The organism is Bradyrhizobium sp. HKCCYLRH3097 (assembly GCF_051167875.1).
In the GTDB taxonomy this organism is placed as follows: Bacteria; Pseudomonadota; Alphaproteobacteria; order Rhizobiales; family Xanthobacteraceae; genus Bradyrhizobium.
Genome location: NZ_JBNPTX010000016.1, coordinates 72,794 through 91,497, shown reverse-complemented (window position 1 = coordinate 91,497; position 18,704 = coordinate 72,794). Strand labels below are relative to the sequence as shown.

General features: G+C 65.5%; 17 protein-coding genes and 1 tRNA gene. 7 read left to right on the top strand and 11 right to left on the bottom strand.

All coding sequences use genetic code 11. The annotated features are described in order from the left end of the window. Nucleotides 1-37: 37 nt before the first annotated feature. The 6 genes from ACQR0U_RS29735 to ACQR0U_RS29710 all read right to left on the bottom strand — a co-directional run bounded on the left by ACQR0U_RS29735 (nucleotide 38) and on the right by ACQR0U_RS29710 (nucleotide 8,197). Entirely contained in the window at nucleotides 38-727 is a 690-nt protein-coding gene (locus ACQR0U_RS29735) for a response regulator transcription factor (RefSeq protein WP_315750195.1), read from the bottom strand. After that, nucleotides 724-3,441: a sensor histidine kinase KdpD gene (locus ACQR0U_RS29730; RefSeq protein WP_315750194.1), complete on the bottom strand. Its 2,718-nt coding sequence runs from the start codon at nucleotides 3,439-3,441 to the stop codon at nucleotides 724-726. Before ACQR0U_RS29730 ends, ACQR0U_RS29735 begins: the two co-directional genes overlap by 4 nt. A 67-nt stretch (nucleotides 3,442-3,508) precedes the next feature. Continuing rightward, nucleotides 3,509-4,114, bottom strand: a complete 606-nt coding sequence (locus tag ACQR0U_RS29725; RefSeq protein WP_315750193.1) for a K(+)-transporting ATPase subunit C — start codon at nucleotides 4,112-4,114, stop codon at nucleotides 3,509-3,511. Between the two features lie 121 nt (nucleotides 4,115-4,235). Beyond that, nucleotides 4,236-6,353: a potassium-transporting ATPase subunit KdpB gene (gene kdpB / locus ACQR0U_RS29720; protein WP_434872361.1), complete on the bottom strand. Its 2,118-nt coding sequence runs from the start codon at nucleotides 6,351-6,353 to the stop codon at nucleotides 4,236-4,238. A 16-nt stretch (nucleotides 6,354-6,369) separates the two neighbouring features. Beyond that, nucleotides 6,370-8,073 carry a potassium-transporting ATPase subunit KdpA gene (kdpA, locus tag ACQR0U_RS29715; protein ID WP_316191928.1) on the bottom strand — a complete coding sequence of 568 codons (1,704 nt, stop codon included), beginning with the start codon at nucleotides 8,071-8,073 and terminating at the stop codon, nucleotides 6,370-6,372. Nucleotides 8,074-8,107: 34 nt separating this feature from the next. Next, entirely contained in the window at nucleotides 8,108-8,197 is a 90-nt protein-coding gene (locus ACQR0U_RS29710; protein WP_316191929.1) for a K(+)-transporting ATPase subunit F, read from the bottom strand. Nucleotides 8,198-8,637: 440 nt separating this feature from the next. Between ACQR0U_RS29710 and ACQR0U_RS29705 the strand changes: the two genes are divergently transcribed. After that, entirely contained in the window at nucleotides 8,638-9,090 is a 453-nt protein-coding gene (locus tag ACQR0U_RS29705; protein ID WP_316166610.1) for a hypothetical protein, read from the top strand. A 78-nt stretch (nucleotides 9,091-9,168) separates the two neighbouring features. Further along, nucleotides 9,169-9,471 carry a hypothetical protein gene (locus tag ACQR0U_RS29700; RefSeq protein WP_315717982.1) on the top strand — a complete coding sequence of 101 codons (303 nt, stop codon included), beginning with the start codon at nucleotides 9,169-9,171 and terminating at the stop codon, nucleotides 9,469-9,471. Here ACQR0U_RS29700 and ACQR0U_RS29695 read toward each other — a convergent pair. The 3 genes from ACQR0U_RS29695 to mobB all read right to left on the bottom strand — a co-directional run bounded on the left by ACQR0U_RS29695 (nucleotide 9,458) and on the right by mobB (nucleotide 12,701). Further along, entirely contained in the window at nucleotides 9,458-11,113 is a 1,656-nt protein-coding gene (locus ACQR0U_RS29695) for an OFA family MFS transporter (RefSeq protein WP_315717981.1), read from the bottom strand. The two genes, ACQR0U_RS29700 and ACQR0U_RS29695, sit on opposite strands and share 14 nt — an antisense overlap. A 687-nt stretch (nucleotides 11,114-11,800) precedes the next feature. Beyond that, a complete protein-coding gene (locus tag ACQR0U_RS29690) occupies nucleotides 11,801-12,061 on the bottom strand; it encodes a sulfurtransferase TusA family protein (protein ID WP_316201197.1) in 261 nt (86 codons plus the stop codon). Between the two features lie 106 nt (nucleotides 12,062-12,167). Beyond that, entirely contained in the window at nucleotides 12,168-12,701 is a 534-nt protein-coding gene (mobB, locus tag ACQR0U_RS29685; RefSeq protein ID WP_316201198.1) for a molybdopterin-guanine dinucleotide biosynthesis protein B, read from the bottom strand. Nucleotides 12,702-12,941: 240 nt separating this feature from the next. On the opposite strand from mobB, the gene mobA reads away from it, so the two are divergent. From mobA to ACQR0U_RS29660, 5 genes are all read left to right on the top strand, one after another. Then, complete coding sequence (gene mobA / locus ACQR0U_RS29680) at nucleotides 12,942-13,571, top strand: molybdenum cofactor guanylyltransferase MobA (RefSeq protein WP_316201199.1); 630 nt, start codon at nucleotides 12,942-12,944, stop codon at nucleotides 13,569-13,571. 9 nt (nucleotides 13,572-13,580) lie between these two features. After that, nucleotides 13,581-14,171 (top strand): cation transporter, encoded by a 591-nt coding sequence (locus ACQR0U_RS29675; RefSeq protein WP_315717976.1) that lies wholly within the window; start codon nucleotides 13,581-13,583, stop codon nucleotides 14,169-14,171. A 184-nt stretch (nucleotides 14,172-14,355) separates the two neighbouring features. Further along, entirely contained in the window at nucleotides 14,356-15,567 is a 1,212-nt protein-coding gene (locus ACQR0U_RS29670) for an ABC transporter substrate-binding protein (RefSeq protein ID WP_315717975.1), read from the top strand. Nucleotides 15,568-15,650: 83 nt separating this feature from the next. Next, on the top strand, nucleotides 15,651-16,622 hold the full coding sequence (locus ACQR0U_RS29665) for a Bug family tripartite tricarboxylate transporter substrate binding protein (protein WP_315750189.1): 972 nt from the start codon (nucleotides 15,651-15,653) through the stop codon (nucleotides 16,620-16,622). 175 nt (nucleotides 16,623-16,797) lie between these two features. Further along, nucleotides 16,798-16,873 (top strand) — tRNA-Ile (locus ACQR0U_RS29660). A 14-nt stretch (nucleotides 16,874-16,887) separates the two neighbouring features. Here ACQR0U_RS29660 and ACQR0U_RS29655 read toward each other — a convergent pair. Both ACQR0U_RS29655 and ACQR0U_RS29650 read right to left on the bottom strand, forming a co-directional pair. After that, the gene (locus ACQR0U_RS29655; protein ID WP_434842814.1) at nucleotides 16,888-17,238 is read right to left on the bottom strand and encodes a hypothetical protein; all 351 of its coding nucleotides are present in this window, start codon (nucleotides 17,236-17,238) and stop codon (nucleotides 16,888-16,890) included. 288 nt (nucleotides 17,239-17,526) lie between these two features. After that, nucleotides 17,527-18,615, bottom strand: coding sequence for a hypothetical protein (locus ACQR0U_RS29650; protein ID WP_315718643.1), 1,089 nt, complete (start codon nucleotides 18,613-18,615; stop codon nucleotides 17,527-17,529). Between the last annotated feature and the right edge of the window lie 89 nt (nucleotides 18,616-18,704).

The following is an 18,704-nucleotide window of genomic DNA, read 5'->3' as shown; positions in this document are numbered from 1 at the left end:
CTGACACACAGGACCAGTCGGCCGATACGGCCAAAGCTCAGTCCGGCGCGCGCAGCCGATAGCCGATGCCGGTCTCGGTCAATACGAATTGCGGGCGCTCGGGATCGGCCTCGATCTTCTGCCTGAGCTGACGCACATAGACGCGCAGATATTGCGCGTCGGTCAATTCGTCCCACAGCTCCTTGAGCAGGAAGCGGTGCGTCAGCACCTTGCCGGCGTGCTGCACCAGGACGCGGAGCAGATCGTACTCCTTGGGCGACAGCTTGATCTCGCGCTCGCCGACCTTGACGATGCGGCGCACCAGATCGACGGAGAGATCGCCGGTGCGGAACACCGGCCGCTCGCCCTGCACCTGCAACTGGTGCCGCAGCGCCGCGCGCAGCCGCGCCAGCAGCTCGTCCATGCCGAACGGCTTGGTGATGTAGTCGTCGGCCCCGAGATCGAGCGCCTGGACCTTGCCCGCCTCGTCGCCGCGGCTGGACAGCACCACGACCGGCACGGCCTCGTTGCGGCCACGGATGGTTCGCAGCAGCTCGAGCCCGTCGACGTCGGGCAGGCCAAGGTCGAGAATGATCAGCGCCGGCTCCTGGCCCAACAGCTCCAGCGCGATCCTGCCGTTCGAGGCTTCGAGAATCTCGTAGCCCTGCGTGGTCAGGCCCATCCGCAGCAGCTTGCGGATCGGCGGCTCGTCGTCGATCACGAGCACCTTGATCGGAGCGCCGGTCATGCGGCCGTATCCAGCGATCTGGCCTGCGCCGGCACGGGCAGGCGGATGGTGAGGACCGCGCCGGGCCGATCGGTGCGGTTGCCGGCGAAGATGCGGCCATGCATCGCCTCGATGAAGCCGCGCGAGATCGCGAGCCCCAGACCGGTGCCAGGCCGCACCTGGTCGCCCTTCTGCACGCGATAGAACTTGTCGAACACGTGCTCGACCTCCGCGGCGGGAATGCCGTCGCCTTCGTCACGGATCTCGAGCATGATCCAGTTGCTGTCGCGGGCCGCGCGGATCGCGATCGAGGTCTCGGGAGGCGCATATTTGGCGGCGTTGTCGAGCAGATTGAAGAGCACCTGCTCGAACAGCACCGCGTCGACCTCGACCATCGGCAGATCGGGCGCCAGTACCAGCGAGACATGATGACCGGCGAGGATCTTGCTCGCGCGCCGCAGCGCGCTGCCGACGATCTCGCCGACGTCGTGGAGCGCGGCGTTCGGCACGATCGCGCCCGATTCCAGCTTGGTCATGTCCAGGAGATTGGCGATGAAACGGTTGAGCCGTTCGGATTCGTCGATGACGGTGGCGAGCAGGTCGAGCTTCTCCTTGTCGGACAGCTGGGCCGCGAGATCGCGCATCGTCGAGGCCGCGCCGAGCACGGAGGCGAGTGGCGTCTTCAGATCGTGCGAGATCGAGGTGAGCAGTGCCGAGCGCAGCCGGTCCTGCTCCATGGTGCGCTTGACCTTGTCCATGTCTTCGACCAGCAGCACGCGCTCGATCGCGAGCGCGCCCTGGTCGACCAGGGCATCGAGCAGCCGGCGCTGGTCCGGCGTCAGCAGCGGCCCGGTGCGATCGTCATCAATGCCGATGACGCCGATCGAGCCGCGCCCCGTGCGCATCGGCAGGAACAGCCGCTTGGCGCCCGGCAGCGTGTCGGAGCCGCGCCCAGCGGCGCGGTCGTTGCTCCAGGCCCAGCTCGCGGCGGCGAGGTCGGCGTCGTCGAGCTGATCCTCCGGCGGGTAGCCGGTCATGACCGTGAGCTTGCCGTCCTGCGGCAGCAGCAGCACGACCCGTACCTTCAGCATCAACGCCGCCTGATAGGCCGTGGCCCACAGCACGTCATCGAGGGTCGCGGTGCCCGCAAGCTTGCGGCTGAAGGCATAGAGCTGCTCGGTGGTCCGGACGCGGTGGGTGGCGGCGTCAGCCTGAACGCGAACGCGCGCGGCGACGTTGGACACCAGGATCGCGATCAACATGAAGAAGAAGAACGCGCCGATGTTGGTCGGATCGGTGATCGTGAACGTATACAGCGGCGGCAGGAAGAAGAAGTTGTAGCAGAGCGAGGCGGCGAGGCTCGCCAGCAGTGACGGCCACAGGCCGTAGCGTGCGGCGACGCCGACCACGGCCGTGAGGAACACCAGATCGACGTTCTCGATGCCGAAGACGGGCTGGATCAGCTCGGCGAGGCCAAGGCCGACAGCCGTGATCAGCAGCGCCTTCAGATAGGGCTTCGGCTGCAGCGGCTCGCTGCGCGCTCGCGTCTGCACCGAGCTGCTCGTGGTGTCCGGCGCCTCCTCGCCGGCGATGACGTGGATGCTGATGTTGCCGGCGCCCCTGACGAGGTCGTGGACCACGGAGCCCCTGATGATCTCGAACAGGCGCGAGCGGCTCGACTTGCCGATGATGATCTGGGTGACGTTGTTGGCCTGCGCGAAGTTGATAAGGTCATCCGCGATACGCCGGCCGACGCCCGGAATCGTCAGCGCCTCGCCGCCGAGGGTCTCGGCTAGCCGCAGCGTATCGGCGAGCCGGTCGCGCTGCTTGTCCGTGAGTTGCAGGTTGCGCCGAGTCTCGATGGTAACGGCGGTCCACGGCGCGTGGACACGGTCGGCGAGCCGCTTGGTGTAGCGCACCAGCCCTGTCGCCCGCGGATCCTCCGACACGCAGACGAGGATGCGCTCGCCGGCTGCCCAGGGGCCGGCGATGGCATTGGCCTGCATGTGGGTGAGCAGTTGCTCGTCGACGCGCTCGGCCGTCCGGCGCAGCGCGAGCTCGCGCAGCGCGGTCAGGTTGCCGGGCGAGAAATAATGCTCCAGCGCCCGCTCTGCCTGCTTGGGCACATAAACCTTGCCCTCCTTCAGTCGCTGGATCAGATCGTCGGGCGTGAGGTCGATCAGTTCGATGGCGTCGGCGCGGTCGAGGACCGAGTCCGGGACGGTCTCGCGCACGCGCACATGGGTGATCTGGGCAACGACGTCGTTGAGGCTCTCGATGTGCTGGACGTTGACCGCGGTGTAGACGTCGATGCCGTGCGACAGCAGCTCCTCGACGTCGAGATAGCGCTTGGGGTGGCGGCTGCCCACCGCATTGGTATGCGCGAGCTCGTCGACGATCGCGAGCTTGGGGCGGCGCGCGATCACGGCATCCAGATCCATCTCCTCGACGATCTGGTCCTTGTAGGAAATACGTTTGCGCGGGACGATCTCCAGGCCGCGCACCAGCGCCTCGGTCTCGGCGCGGCCATGCGTCTCGACGAAGCCGATCACGACGTCGACGCCGGCCCTCAGCTTGGCATGCGCGCTCGACAGCATCTCATAGGTCTTGCCGACGCCGGGGGCGGCGCCGACGAAGATCTTGAGCTTGCCGGCAGGACTGTCCTCCCGCCGGGCCGCTTCGAGCAGGGCCTCCGGCGAGGGACGTTGGTCAGGATCGCGGCGTTGACTGGCCATGCGGCATTATAGACGGAGGGACCTCGGCGCCAAGACCAAGACCTTCAAGGCCAAGACCTTCAAGGCGTCATTGCGGTTTGGCAGCATCGAGTGCCAGGTTGAGCGCCAGCACGTTAACGCGGGGTTCGCCGAGCAGTCCGAGCAGACGGCCCTGGGTCTGCCGGGCGATCACGGCCTGGACGCTCGCCTCCGGCAAGCCGCGTGCCTTGGCCACCCGCGGCACCTGGAACAGCGCCGCCTCCGGCGAGATGTCCGGATCGAGCCCGCTCGCCGAGGTCGTCACCAGATCGACCGGCACGGCCTGCGCGGGATTCTCCGCCTTCAGCTTGTCGACGTCCTCCTTGACGCGGTCGGCCAGCGCCTTGCTGGTCGGGCCGAGATTGGAGCCGGACGAGTTGGCGGCGTTGTAGGGCGCAGAAACCGTCTTGGTGGAGTCGTTCGGATCGGCGGCCGAGGTCGCCGACGGACGGCCGTGGAAATATTTGTCGTCCTTGAACTCCTGACCGATCAGCGCCGATCCGATCACCTTGCCGTTGCGCGTGATCAGGCTGCCCTCGGCCTGCGCCGGAAAGATGGTGCCGGCGACGACGGTCATGGCGAGCGGGTAGAGCAGCCCGGTAATCAGGGTCAGCGCGACCAGGACCAAGATGGCGGGACGGATTTCTTTGAGCATGAGAATCTCCTGTGTCTCTCCCGTCATTGCGAGGAGCGAAGCGACGAAGCAATCCAGAGTCGCGTGGCCCGAGACAGTCCTGGATTGCTTCGCTTCGCTCGCAATGACGGCGGTTGGGGCTTTAAGCCAGATGCAAGGCGGTCACGATCAGGTCGATCGCCTTGATGCCGATGAAGGGGATGATGATGCCGCCCAGCCCGTAGATCATCAGGTTACGGCCGAGCAGCGCGCCGGCGCCGATGGCGCGGTAGGCGACGCCCTTCAGCGCCAGCGGGATCAGCGCGATGATGACGAGCGCGTTGAAGATGATCGCCGACAGGATCGCGCTCTGCGGGCTCGCCAGGTTCATGACGTTCAGCACGTTGAGCTGCGGGTAGAACGCCAGGAACATTGCCGGGATGATCGCGAAATATTTGGCGACGTCGTTGGCGATCGAGAACGTCGTCAGCGCGCCGCGCGTCATCAAGAGCTGCTTGCCGATCTCGACCACCTCGATCAGTTTGGTCGGGTTGGAGTCGAGATCGACCATGTTGCCGGCTTCGCGCGCGGCCTGCGTGCCGGTGTTCATGGCAACGCCGACATCGGCCTGCGCCAGCGCGGGCGCATCGTTGGTGCCGTCGCCGCACATCGCCACCAGCTTGCCCTTGGCCTGCTCGTCGCGGATCAGCTTGAGCTTGTCCTCAGGCGTCGCCTGCGCCAGGAAATCATCGACGCCGGCTTCGGCGGCGATCGCCGCCGCGGTCATCGGGTTGTCGCCGGTGATCATGATGGTGCGGATGCCCATCCGGCGCAGCTCGGCGAAGCGTTCGCGGATGCCGCCCTTGACGATGTCCTTGAGCTGGACGACGCCGAGCAGGCGCCCGTCCCTGGCGACCGCGAGCGGCGTGCCGCCGGATTTGGCGATGTCGTCGGAGATTGCACGGATCTCGCGGACAAGCTCGCTCTCGACCGGCTGGACCGCGCGCGCCGTGTTGCCGGAGACCGGCTGGGTCGGGCCGCCACCGATGGAGTTGAGGATGGCGTCGACCGCACCCTTGCGCACCGAGGAGCCGCCGGCATCGACGCCGCTCATGCGGGTCTGCGCCGTGAACGGCACGAAGGTGGCGCCGAGCTCGGCCATGTCGCGGCCGCGGATGCCGTATTTGTCCTTCGCGAGCACCACGATCGAGCGGCCCTCCGGTGTCTCGTCGGCGAGCGATGCGAGCTGCGCCGCGTCGGCGAGCTCCTGCTCGCTCACGCCCTTGACGGGACGGAATGCAGTCGCCTGGCGATTGCCGAGCGTGATGGTGCCGGTCTTGTCGAGCAGGAGCGTATCGACGTCGCCAGCGGCCTCGACCGCGCGGCCCGACATCGCCAGCACGTTGAAGCGCACCAGGCGGTCCATTCCAGCGATGCCGATCGCCGACAGCAGCGCGCCGATCGTGGTCGGGATCAAGGTCACGAACAGCGCCACCAGCACCACCACCGAGATCGAGCCGCCGGCATAGGCCGCGTAGCTCGGGATCGTCACCGTCGCGAACACGAAGATGATGGTGAGGCCGGCGAGCAGGATGTTGAGCGCGATCTCGTTCGGCGTCTTCTGCCGCTCCGCGCCCTCGACCAGCTTGATCATGCGGTCGATGAAGGTCGAGCCTTGCGCGGCCGTGATCCTGACGCGGATCCAGTCCGACAGCACCTGCGTGCCGCCGGTCACCGCCGAGCGGTCGCCGCCGGATTCGCGGATGACGGGCGCGGATTCGCCGGTGATGGCAGCCTCGTTGACCGAGGCGACGCCCTCGATCACCTCGCCGTCGGAAGGGATGGTGTCGCCGGCCTCGACCAGCACGAGATCGCCGACCTTCAGGCTGGTGCCGGGCACGAGCTTGTAGGTGTGATCGGCCGGGTTCGTGCCCGTCAGCAGCTTGGCCTGGCTCTCGGTGCGCGTCTTGCGCAGCGAATCCGCCTGTGCCTTGCCGCGGCCTTCGGCGACGGCTTCGGCGAAATTGGCGAACAGCACGGTGAACCACAGCCAGATAATGATCTGGAAGGTGAAGCCGAGATCCGCTCCGCCGGTCACGACGTCGCGCAGGAAGATCACCGTGGTGAGCGCGGCGACGACCTCGACCACGAACATCACCGGATTTCTGATCATCAGCCGCGGGTCGAGCTTGACAACCGCGGCCCTGATGGCCGGCAGCACGATCTTCGGGTCGAGCATCGTCGACATCGACGAGCGCTTCTGCAGTTTCATGGTGTCCATGGAGGTTGCTCCGAGATCAAAACACGGTGCCGGCGGCCATCGCGAGATGCTCGACGATCGGACCGAGGGCGAGAGCCGGGAAGAAGGTGAGGCCGCCGATGATCAGGATGACGCCGACCACGAGGCCGACGAACAGGCCGCCCGTGGTCGGGAACGTGCCGGCCGAGGGCGGGATCGACTTCTTCCCGGCGAGCGAGCCCGCGATCGCCATCGCCGGAATGATCATGAAGAAGCGGCCGACGAACATCGACGACGCGAGCGTGAGGTTGTAGAAGAAGGTGTTGCCCGTGAGTCCTGCGAATGCCGAGCCGTTGTTGGCGGTCGCGGAAGTGTAGGCGTAGAGCACCTCGGTGAAGCCGTGCGGACCGGCATTGGCCATCGACGCGACGGCCGAGGGCAGCACCACCGCGACCGCGGTCCAGCCGAGATACATCAGCGGCAGCACCAGGATCGCCAGCATCGCCATCTTGACCTCGCGCGCCTCGATCTTCTTGCCGACATATTCCGGCGTGCGCCCGACCATCAGGCCGGCGACGAAGATCGCGAGCACGACGAACAGCAGTATGCCGTAGAGCCCGGCGCCGACGCCGCCTATGATGATCTCGCCGAGCTGCATGTTGATCAGCGGGATCATGCCGCCAAGCGCGGTGAAGCTGTCATGCATGGCATTCACCGCGCCGCAGGAGGCGGCCGTCGTGATCACGGCGAACAGTGACGACGCGACGATGCCGAAGCGGACCTCCTTGCCTTCCATGTTGCCGCCCGTCAGTCCCAGCGCGTTCAACGTGGTCGTACCGTTGGCCTCGGCCCAGTAGGTGATGGCGACGCCGGCGATGAACAGGACGCCCATCACGGCGAGGAGCGCCCAGCCCTGGCGCTGGTTGCCGACCATGCGGCCGAACACGTTGGTCAGCGCGGCACCGAGCGCGAAGATCGAGAGCATCTGGATGAAGTTCGACAGCGCGTTCGGGTTCTCGAACGGATGCGCGGCGTTGGCATTGAAGAAGCCGCCGCCATTGGTGCCGAGCATCTTGATCGCGACCTGCGAAGCCACCGGGCCGACCGCGATGGTCTGCTTCGCCCCTTCCAGCGTCGTGGCCTCGACATAGGGCCCGAGCGTCTGCGGGATGCCCTGCCAGACCAGGAACAGCGTGTAGACGATGCAGAGCGGCAGCAGCACATAGAGCGTGCATCTGACGACGTCGACCCAGAAATTGCCGACGGTCCGCGCCGAGGCGCGTGAGAAGCCGCGGATCAGCGCGATCGCGAGCACGATGCCGGTCGCGGCCGACAGGAAGTTCTGGTGCGTGAGCCCGAGCATCTGCACGAGATAGGAGAGCGTGCTCTCGCCGCCGTAGTTCTGCCAATTGGTGTTGGTCAGGAAGCTGATCGCGGTGTTGAAGGAGAGATCCTCGGCGACCGCAGACTGTCCCGCGGGATTGAACGGCAGCACGGCCTGCAAGCGCATCACGCCGTAGATGATCAGGAAGCCGCCGACATGGAACAGCAGCATCGCGACCGTGTAGGTCAGCCAATGCTGCTCGCGGCGCTCGTCGACGCCGCCGATCCAGTAGATTGCGGACTCGACCGGCCGCAGCACCGGCGACAGGAAGGTGCGCTCGCCATTGAAGACGCGCGTCATGTACCAGCCGAGCGGCTTGGCAAGCGCGACGATGACGGCGCAGTAGAGCAGGATCTGGATCCAGCCGATCACAGTCATGGGGATGTTGTCCTTGAAGGTGCGACGGTGGCGGTCAGAACCGCTCGGGCCGCAACAGCGCGTAGGTGAGGTAGATCAGAAGGCCGAGCGATACCGCGCCGGCGAACGAATAGTCGAAGATCATGGCTCGTCTCCTAGAGCCGCTCGCAGGCGTAGGTGTAGCCGATCGCCAGCGCGAACAAGCCGGCGGCCAGCGCCAGCAGCAGGATGTCCAGCATGGTGTGCTCCTCATGCGCGCGAAAGACGCGCAACGCTTGGAGCGGCCGGGAGCGCCGGTGCGGCCACGGTCCGTTCCATGGCGGACAGATGGCATCCGGCCTCATAGGTTTTCGAGACAGCACTGCCGACAGAGTTATAGGAATCTCATAAAGACCGCGGCGTTCTCGCGCCCCCCGGCAGAACCGCGCGGCCGCAGCCGCATATGAACCGGCCATGCCGCCGAGGCGTCTTTATGCGCCGGCTATTTCTTCGCGCCTTCGCCCCTCTCGCATTCCTACGCCGCCGTCGACCACATTGCCGATCAAGGCCCATCGGGCCATCGCTCACTGACGACGGGAGGCCGGCATGGCTGCCTTGACGACACGACCGGATGTGCCCGAGCGGGTACAACTCGCGCAGACCACGACGGCGATGCTGACGGCCCTGCTTGGCGAAGACGAGGACGTCTCACCGTTGTCGGCGCGAGGGCGACGCCGGCTGCGGATCGCACGATTGCTGGAGACCGACGCGCGGATCGATGCCGCGCTGGAGCTGGTCGCGCTGCAATTGCCACGATGGCAGCTCCGGCGCATCGCCTATGATGACGGCGAATGGCACTGCGCATTGTCGCAACAGCGCGAATTGCCGGACTGGCTCGATCATTGCGTCGAAGCCCGCCACGCCGATCTCGCCCTCGCCATTCTCCACGCAGCGGCCGAGGCCCGCCGTCTCGAGCCCGGCGTCTCGCAGACTGACGCAAGGCGCGGCGTCCAGGCCGAACCGGGGCTTGCCGACCTGCTCTGCTGCGACAACTTCTGAGCCGGTGTTACCTGCTCGACGCTGATCTCCACCGACAAGCCCGCTGAGCGTCCGGCGGCCAGGATCCTGCTGCGAGTTGTGCTGCGACTAGCAATCCTCATCCTGTTCGCCACGTTCGGCCGCATCGGCTTCGGTCGCAGCCTCGCCGCCCTGCTCTGGATGACCATGATCCTGTGTGCCATGCTTGCGGTGCTGCGCCGCAAGGGCGTGTTCGCCGCGGGCCTGAACCATTGGGACGAGATGATCGGCTACACCGCGCTCTTTTGCGCGACGATGGCGCTGATCCAGTCGTCCGGAAACCAAGCCTCTGCGCCGCAAAAAAAGGGGCGGCCGATCCGGCCGCCCCGCTTGTCTCATCGCCGATCGGTCAGAAGATCTTGACCGCGCTTTCCAACGTCTTCCAGACACCCCATGCCAGCGGCACGCCGACGAAGGCCCAGAACAGGGCGGCCTTGACGTCGAGACCGCCCTTGCCGATGCCGAACGACCCGTGCTGGATCGCCGACTCGTTCTTGGCGAGCTCTGCCTGGTACTTCGCGACTTCGTCCGCGCTCATGTTCCACTTGTCATCGACAGGCTTGATCAGGAAGTTGCAGATCAGGCCGGCGAGCAGCATGGCGCAGAGAATATACATCGTCGTGTTGTACAGCTGGTCGCGCGGCACGCCGGCGGCAAGCTGGAACTCGCGGATGTAGTTGACGACCACCGGACCGATGATGCCGGCCGTCGCCCAGGCCGTCAGCAGACGGCCGTGGATGGCGCCCACGAACTGGGTGCCGAACAGGTCGGCCAGATAGGCAGGCACCGTCGCGAAGCCGCCGCCATACATCGAGAGGATGATGGCGAAGGCCGCCACGAACAACAGCTTCGAACCCATCGCTGCGAAGGTCGGCGCCAGCGCATAGAGCACGATGCCGATCAGGAAGAAGCAGTAATAGGTGTTCTTGCGGCCGATGTGGTCCGACAGCGACGCCCAGAAGAAGCGGCCGCCGATGTTGAACAACGACAACAGGCCGGCAAAGCCTGCCGCGATGCCCGCGATCGCGGCCTTCTGGCCGGCGTCGAGCTGGTTGAAGCTGACGTCGGGCAAACCGATCAGCTTGCCGGCGAAGATCTCCTGCAGCATCGGCGAGGCCATGCCGATCACGCCGATACCGGCCGACACGTTCAAGCAGAGCACCCACCAGACCAGCCAGAACTGCGGAGTCTTGTGCGCGTTGTCGAGGTGCACATGGTGCTCCGAGATCATTGCCTTCTTGACCGCAGGCGGCGTCCAGCCTTCGGGCTGCCAGCCCACCGGAGCGACGCGATAGGCAAAGGCACCGATCATCATGAAGACGAAGTAGATCACGCCCATCGTGACGAAAGTCTCCCAGACACCCACCGAGGTCGGGGTCTTGAAGTAGTTCATCAGCAGGTTGGCGAGCGGAGCACCGATCATCGCGCCGCCGCCGAAGCCCATGATGGCCATGCCGGTCGCCATGCCGCGCCGGTCCGGGAACCATTTCACCAGGGTCGACACCGGCGAGATGTAGCCGAGGCCGAGGCCGATGCCGCCGATGACGCCGGCACCGAGCCACATCATCCAGAGCTGGTGAACATAGATGCCGAGCGCCGCGATCAGGAGGCCACCGCCCCAGCAGCAGGCCGCGACGGCACCCGCCTTGCGCGGTCCGGCCCGCTCGAGCCAGCCGCCCCAGACGGCAGCGGAGCCGCCCAGCAGCACGAAGAACAGGGTGTACATCCAGCCGAGGCTCGCGACCTTCCAGTCGCAGGTCGTCGTGAACAGCTCCTGCACCAGGGTCATGTCCGGGCAGGCCTGGGTCTTGGTCACGCCGATCGCGCGCGACAACGGCAGCCAGAACACCGAGAAGCCATAGGCCATGCCGATGCAGAGATGGATGCACAGCGCAGCCGGAGGAACCAGCCAGCGGTTGAACCCCGCCTTGGCGACCGTGTGCTCACGATCGAAGATCCCCGCCTGCGCGCCCGGGAGCGTGCCCGCGCTTTCAATGGTAGCCATGCATCCCTCCCCTACGGACTCTCGTCCAACGCAACAACGTCATGTTCTGTCCCCTTGATCAGAATCAATACGCCCACTCACCCCGCCCGCTATCGCGTACCAGAGCAGTCTTGCAACGCACAAACGCTCATCACTGCCTCGATGCGCATAACACCCCACCCGAGACGTTATGCCCTCACCATTCTTGTGCCGCTGGTCTGCCTGGCCCGCTCCCCAGCGGGCATGACTCGCCCCCCGCAACCTCCGCGGAAGCGCCCCAATTGGTGCAGAACCGAGGCAAATTGTCGATAGTAAAATGGTAATAATCGGTCAATCTTGGTGGATTGATCGCACTGCAGCGCGAATGTGTTGCTAACACACACACAAATTCACGTGCAACCAACGCGACCGCCACTCACGGCTGTAGTCATGTTGCTCTCGATTACTTTCTCGACGCGTCACGACCATCCCTGATGAAATCAACTAATGAGATGTGCCGACCATCAGCATGCGCGCGCTCGCGGAAACGTGAAGAAGAACAACTTGTCCTTGCCTTGCAACAGCGTCGCAAGCCTGGACTGAGAACGCGGCATTGTTGTGAGCTCGGGTTGGCGCCGCTGCGACGATAGGAAGCAGCGCGATCTCTTGACAGTCCGACCAAGACCGCGCGCGAACTACGTAGTTCGAGCACCCCGCAGCAGAGGATGTTCACCGCCGCACGGATCCGGCCGCTTCCGCGGCCTTCTCGATCCGAAATAGGATGCCGCGCTCAGTGCGATCGACGCTCTCGACCCGATCTCCGGTCTCCCGGACCAGATTCGGGATGTCGATCACGGCAAGCGGGTCGGTACAGCACACTTCGAGCCGCTCTCCCGCCTTGAGCGTCTGCAGCGCCTTCCGGGTCTTCAGCACCGGCAATGGGCACTTCAGGCCCGTCAGATCCAGCCTCGTCATCATGCGCGCGACCATGGAGAAGCGGTTCCGGCACGTCAACCGGGGCGGCACCATCCTATGGAGCTCGGAGCAGGGTTCCTGGGATGCCAGAAGCGATGAGCGCGAGCTCGAGCGAGTTCCATCACGGAACACCAGGTTTGTCGCACAGCGCGAGAATATCCGCCCGCGGCGTCGCCAGATGTTGGACGAGCGCCGCGACCGCCGGGATGTCGTCGAGATGAACGCGCGGCAACGCCGTCTCGACATCGCCGTCGCTGGCGAGCCCGACAATGCCTGGATCGTCGGGAAACAGCAGCGGCTTGCCATTGGCTGTGCGATGCACCTCGATGCGGCGATGCGGCCCGGCCTTGTACCCTTCGATGACGACCAGATCGACGGGAGACAATTTCGCCAGAAGCTCCGCGAGTGCCGGCTCCCTTGCGCCGCGCAGCTCGTGCATCAGCGCCCAGCGCGTGCCCGACGCGACGAGGACCTCCTCGGCCCCGGCCTCGCGATGCCGCCACGAATCCTTACCCGGGACGTCGACGTCGAACTTGTGATGGGCGTGCTTGATCACCGAGACGCGCAGTCCCTGCCCCCTGAGATGAGGAATCAGCCGCGTCAGCAGCGTGGTCTTGCCGGCGCCGCTCCAGCCGGCGAGGCCGATGACTTTCATCGCGGTCTCCAGAAAGGCCCCGGCGTTTTCGCACAGCCAGGAGCGCGGGATCGATCGATGGCCCGAAGGCCCCGTGGAACGCCACGTCCACTCTTGGCGATGTCATGCCAGCAGCCCCATGGACCAGGCAAGGGCCCGTGGGGAGGGCCATGCCGGCATGGCCGCCGGGCAGGCGCAAATGGTGGATCGCGCGCGGCGCAACGCTGACGCCCTGGCAGCAGTCGTGGTAACGAACCCGCGATGACAGCCATGACCTCGACTTCGATCCCCGGCGTGCTGCTCGCCGGCGGTCGCGCGCAGCGGATGGGCGGCGGCGACAAGCCGTTGCGCATGGTCGACGGCCGCACCATCCTCGAGCGCGCGATCGCGCGGCTGGCGCCGCAGTGCAGCCGGCTGATCCTCAACGCCAATGGCGACCCCGCGCGGTTCGCAGGCAACGGCCTGTCCGTCGTTCCGGATGGCGTCGCAGGCTTCCCCGGCCCGCTCGCCGGCATTCTCGCCGGCCTCGACTGGGTCGCGGCGCACATGCCGGAGGCCCGGTGGATGCTGAGCGCCGCCGGCGACTGCCCATTCCTGCCGCGTGATCTCGTCGCGCGGCTGGCGACAGCACGGGCGGCCGAGCAGGCCAAGCTGGCGTTGGCGGCGTCCGGCGGACAGATCCACCCGGTGATCGGACTGTGGCCGGTCGGGCTGCGCGAGGATCTCCGGCACGCCCTGGTCGCGGAGGACATCCGGAAGGTCACCCGCTTCACGGCGCGCTACAAGGTCGCGACCGTGAGCTGGCCGACGGTGCCGCTGGATCCGTTCTTCAATGCCAATACCGCAGTCGACCTCGCCGAGGCGGAGCGGCTCGCAGCTCTCGAGGATTGAGGACGCCTGATGGACGCGACAACCATCGTTCGCCGCGCCGTGCTTGCCGTTGCCGCGCTGAATCTCGGATATTTCGGCATCGAGTTCGCCGTGGCGCTGGCGATCGGCTCGGTGTCGCTGTTCGCCGACAGCGTCGACTTTCTGGAGGATGCCTCGGTCAACATCCTGATTGCGCTGGCGCTGCGCTGGAGCGCGCCGCGGCGGGCGCTGCTCGGCAAGGTGCTGGCGCTGATCCTGCTGGCGCCGGCGGTCGCCGGACTGTGGACCGCCGGCGAGAAGTTCTTCACGCCGATCGTACCCGCACCGCTGCCGCTCACCGTGACCGGCCTCGGCGCGCTGATCGTCAATCTCGGCTGCGCGTTGATCCTGGCGCGGGTCAGGGACCACCAGGGCAGCCTCACCCGCGCCGCCTTCCTGTCCGCACGCAACGACGCCTTCGCCAACATCGCGATCATCGCGGTCGGTCTCGTGACCGCCTTTGTGTGGCCCTCGATCTGGCCCGACCTGATCGTGGGCGTCGGTATCGCGCTCATGAATGCGGACGCCGCGCGCGAGGTGTGGGAGGCTGCGCACGAAGAGCAAAAGACCGCCAAGGCCTGAACGGCCGAGAATCCTGCGCGCGCGCGACGACCTCACTGCTTGCGGCATTGCAGCGCACGGGATCGCTCCACCGCTCCGCCGTCCGGCATGATTGACGGCCGCCCTGGATTGATTGCAGATAGGCGGACCGGCCGGCAGAGCCGGAACAAACAACGGCGTCACGCCGCTACCGGTGGAGGACTGATTGCAACTCAGCTGTTTGAAGCGGGCGGCGTGGGCCGCAGCCGCGCTGCTGGTCACGACCGCCGCGCAGGCCGAGATCTCCGACAACGTCGTCAAGATCGGCGTGCTCAGCGACATGAACGGCCCGGCCTCGACGCCGACCGGACAAGGCTCCGTCACCGCGGCGCAGATGGCGGTCGATGATTTCGGCGGCAAGGTGCTGGACAAGCCGATCAGCGTCATCGTCGGCGATCATCAGCTCAAGCCCGACATCGGTGCCGCGATCGCGCGCCGCTGGTACGACACCGAGCAGGTCGATCTCATCGTCGACGTGCCGGTCTCCGCGGTGGGCCTCGCCGTGCAGACCATCGCCACCGAGAAGAAGAAGCTGTTCATCACCCAGTCGACCGGTGCCGCCGATTTTCACGGCAAGTTCTGCTCGCCCTACGCGATGCAATGGGTGTTCGACACCCGCGCACTCGCCACCGGCACGGCGAAGGAGGTCGTCAAGCGCGGCGGCGACAGCTGGTTCTTCATCACCGACGACTACGCCTTCGGCCATTCGCTTGAGCGCGACGCCTCCAGCGTCGTCATCGCCAATGGCGGCAAGGTCGTGGGCGCGGTGCGGCCGCCATTCGCGACGCCCGATCTGTCGTCCTTCATCCTGCAGGCGCAGGCATCCAAGGCCAAGATCATCGGCATCGCCGCCGGCCCGCCCAACAACATGAACGAGATCAAGACCGCATCCGAGTTCGGCCTGCTCAAGGGAGGCCAGCAGATGGCGGCGCTGCTCGCGCTGGTCACCGACATCCATTCGCTCGGCCTTCCGGCGGCGCAGGGGCTCCTGCTCACCACCTCGTTCTACTGGGACATGGACGACAAGACGCGCGAATGGTCGAAGCGCTATTTCGCCAAGATGAACCGGATGCCGACGATGTGGCAGGCCGGCGTCTATTCCGCCGTCATGCACTATCTCAACGCCATCAAGGCGGCGGGCAGCGACGATCCCCTCGCGGTCGCCGCGAAGATGCGGGACACGCCGGTCGAGGACTTCTTCGCCCGCAACGGCAAGCTGCGAGCCGACAATCTGATGGTGCATGATCTCGTGCTGGCGCAGGTCAAATCGCCGGAGGAGAGCAAATATCCCTGGGACTACTACAAGATCCTCGCGACCATCAAAGGCGATGACGCGTTCGGCCCGCCGGATCCGGCGTGCCCGCTGATCAAGAAGTGACGGCGCACTGAACGATCGGCGGCCGGGGCGACCGGGCCGCCGCATGCGAGCTGAACGACAACAATCAATGGGGGAAGACGAGCATGAAGCTGGCGCGCGCGCTGCTGTTCGGGTTGATCGTCGCGGCGGGACTCGCCGCCAAACCGGGACCGGCGCTCGCCGCCTATCCGGACCGTCCCATCCGCTGGCTGATCGGCTTTGCCCCCGGCGGGCCCGTCGACATCGTCGCCCGCATCATGGCGCAGTGGCTGTCCGACCACCTGGGCCAGCAGGTCGTGGTCGAGAACCGCACCGGCTCGGGCGGCAACATCGCGGCCGCCGCCGCGATCAACTCGCCGCCCGACGGCTATACGCTGCTGTTCGTCGCGCCCAACAACGCGATCAGCACCTCGCTCTACAAGAAGCTGCCCTATGACTTCATCCGTGACACCGTGCCGGTCGCCAGCATCATGCAGCTCACCAACATGCTTGTGGTGAGCAACGACGTGCCGGCCAAGACCGTCAAGGAGTTCATCGACTACTGCAAGGCCAACCCGGGCAAGATCGCCTTCGCCTCCTCCGGCAACGGCACCTCGGTGCACATGGCGGCCGAGCTGTTCAAGGCGATGACCAAATGCGACATGCTGCACGTGCCCTATCGCGGCTCGGCGCTGGCCTTTCCCGATATCATCTCCAACAAGGTGCAGTTGATTTTCGACAACCTCCCGACGGCGCTGGAACAGTCGCGCGGCGGCAGCGTCCGCGCACTCGGCGTCACCTCGCCGCAGCGCTGGCCGACGGTGCCGGACGTGCCCGCGATCGCCGAGACCGTGCCGGGCTACGAATCGGTCGGCTTCTACGGCATCTCGGCGCCCAAGGGCACGCCGCCCGACATCGTCGAGATCCTCAACAAGGCGGTCGGCGAGGCGCTGAAGGACCCCAAGCTGGTGGCGCGACTCACCGAGACCGGCGGCATCCCGCGCGCGATGACACCGGCGGAGTTCGGCAAGCTGGTCGTCGACGAGACCGAGAAGTGGCGCAAGGTGGTGGAATTCGCCGGGGTTTCGGTGGACTAGCGTCGCGGCGCGCCTGGACGGACCGGCGGCGACGGAAGCGCGCCAAAACAATCGGGCAGCGGCATTGCCGGATGGCTGGCCAGGCTGTAAACGGAGCCCGAGCCGTCGTTGGGGTTCCGACGCCGCGCCGGACAGGCCCGCTCCTGCCCGCCGCCGGCAAGACCTCAGCGTCGCGGGGCCTGTAGCTCAATGGTTAGAGCCGACCGCTCATAACGGTCTGGTTGCAGGTTCGAGTCCTGCCGGGCCCACCAATGAGCTCAAGAGTTTACGGCTTACGCGCCAAGTGTTTTTCGAGGTGAACCTCCGTTTCGACCACCGATACGTTCTGCTTGCGATCCCTCGAGGTAATCGCGGCCGCGGCCTTGCGCATGCAGTCCGGATGATGATGGCCGAAGGTGTCGAGCAGCACCTTGACCGACATTCCGAGAAGGCCTGAGACCTGCCACGGATAGCGCGCCGCTGCATAAGCCACGTCGCCGCCGTGTGGCGCAGCGTGTGCGGCGAGATCTCCCCCTCCTTCGGCGACAGCCCTGACAGCCGCACGCGTCTGTATGGCACGGTTGGCTTCACGTGCGGCGAGGACGCAGAGCCGGTCGTTAAGCTGGTTGGCCCGCACGGCAGCTGTACCACGCTGCCGGGCTGGACGCGCACTTCAGGCTCTATCCTGACGTGCGCCACGAGATGGAAATGACGCCGGCAATGTGGAACGATGTCTTGGACGTGTTCCGAGGCGCACCTGGTGCCGATTGACGTGTTGAGCCCGCCGCATGCGCCGCAAGGCCTGCGATGCACCTGTGAGCGCGGCACCCGGCGGCGCACCTCGCGCAAGACCGCTTCGTATGTCCCTGCACTTCAACCTGCGATCCACTGAACGATCAGCGGATCGATACTGCATACGGTTGCCTCAAGAAGCTGGCCCAGCGGGACTCTTATTGCCGGCAACAGGAACGCCGTGCAGCGGCGCGTAGTTGGCTGCGAAATCCGAGCAGAGCTTGTTCTGGTACTCGATAGGTAACGACGCAAGCACCGATGCGGCCGCCACCGCCCTTGCATCGTCCTTTGATTTCACGGTGATGTAGGCGATCATTCGGTGAAGTGTCAGAAAAATCGAGAAAAAGTTCCGTGTATTGACGTAGAAGCAATGATTGCTTTCGAGCTTTGTGCCCGGCCGGTCCTGCCAATGCCGCTGCACGATTGCGGTCCCCGCATCGAAATCTGTAACGGCAAAATTGCCGTAGCCGAGCCGAGTAAATAGCGGACGATTGCTGAGAAACTTGGCAAGGTCGAGCTCCTGTCCACGCACGGCCCCGATCAGCAGCATCTGATCCGCTACAGGAATGTTCTCACGGATCTGAAATCCTTTCGACAGTTCAAGCGCGCAGACTACGTAGCGCGGAAGGCGGGTCGTTTCCATCGCCTTTCCCTGTGCGGCCGGCGTGCACAGATCCTGCCTGACGAGTTGGGAGAGATGAGCGAGCGCGCCTGATACCCCGACCGCCTTCCCCTTCAAGAGCAAAGGCGCCGGGTCTTTCTCACGCAACGCGATTCCAATATCCAGCAGGCCGTCAAATTCATCGTCTGCAGGCAGGTCGATCTCGAGCGTGGAAGACCAGCCGAACGGCCACAGCCAGATGGTTGACCGCACTTTCCCCGTCGTGTGCCACACGGCCTCGTTCAGCGTTAAGTCGAGATTCTTGGGCCTGCAGCGTAGAGGCCACACGAGATCGCAGGCATCTCCAAACGAGGTTATGGTCCCCGGGATATTGCTAGCGACCGCCTGATAGCGCGGCCAGAAGTGATTCCGGCGCAGGTCGAATTCATCATTCAGTGGAAGAAGGACAAGGTTCGCGAGCTCGATCTTGGCCCCCTGGCTGCGCATCTCGCGATAATCACGAGAGGACCAAAGGAAGTGAACCCGTGGATCAAAATCGGCCGCAACGAACGGCTGCGACCAGAGGTGAACGTCAAAAACACAATAGACAGCGCGCGCCATTATCGATTTCCTCACAAGATCGATTTCCTCACAAGCGCAGCATCCCCGGCATCTCGCTTCGCCGGTCATCCGCAAACCATTGTCTTCTC

Excerpts from the sequence above, each read along its gene's own strand:
- kdpA (WP_316191928.1), bottom strand. The coding sequence starts at position 8,073 with ATGACTGTGATCGGCTGGATCCAGATCCTGCTCTACTGCGCCGTCATC.
- ACQR0U_RS29730 (WP_315750194.1), bottom strand. The coding sequence starts at position 3,441 with ATGGCCAGTCAACGCCGCGATCCTGACCAACGTCCCTCGCCGGAGGCC.
- ACQR0U_RS29710 (WP_316191929.1), bottom strand. The coding sequence starts at position 8,197 with ATGATCTTCGACTATTCGTTCGCCGGCGCGGTATCGCTCGGCCTTCTG.
- ACQR0U_RS29725 (WP_315750193.1), bottom strand. The coding sequence starts at position 4,114 with ATGCTCAAAGAAATCCGTCCCGCCATCTTGGTCCTGGTCGCGCTGACC.
- ACQR0U_RS29650 (WP_315718643.1), bottom strand. The coding sequence starts at position 18,615 with ATGGCGCGCGCTGTCTATTGTGTTTTTGACGTTCACCTCTGGTCGCAG.
- ACQR0U_RS29695 (WP_315717981.1), bottom strand. The coding sequence starts at position 11,113 with ATGGCTACCATTGAAAGCGCGGGCACGCTCCCGGGCGCGCAGGCGGGG.
- ACQR0U_RS29665 (WP_315750189.1), top strand. The coding sequence starts at position 15,651 with ATGAAGCTGGCGCGCGCGCTGCTGTTCGGGTTGATCGTCGCGGCGGGA.
- mobB (WP_316201198.1), bottom strand. The coding sequence starts at position 12,701 with ATGAAAGTCATCGGCCTCGCCGGCTGGAGCGGCGCCGGCAAGACCACG.
- ACQR0U_RS29735 (WP_315750195.1), bottom strand. The coding sequence starts at position 727 with ATGACCGGCGCTCCGATCAAGGTGCTCGTGATCGACGACGAGCCGCCG.
- ACQR0U_RS29675 (WP_315717976.1), top strand. The coding sequence starts at position 13,581 with ATGGACGCGACAACCATCGTTCGCCGCGCCGTGCTTGCCGTTGCCGCG.
- ACQR0U_RS29690 (WP_316201197.1), bottom strand. The coding sequence starts at position 12,061 with ATGGTCGCGCGCATGATGACGAGGCTGGATCTGACGGGCCTGAAGTGC.
- kdpB (WP_434872361.1), bottom strand. The coding sequence starts at position 6,353 with ATGGACACCATGAAACTGCAGAAGCGCTCGTCGATGTCGACGATGCTC.
- mobA (WP_316201199.1), top strand. The coding sequence starts at position 12,942 with ATGACAGCCATGACCTCGACTTCGATCCCCGGCGTGCTGCTCGCCGGC.
- ACQR0U_RS29705 (WP_316166610.1), top strand. The coding sequence starts at position 8,638 with ATGGCTGCCTTGACGACACGACCGGATGTGCCCGAGCGGGTACAACTC.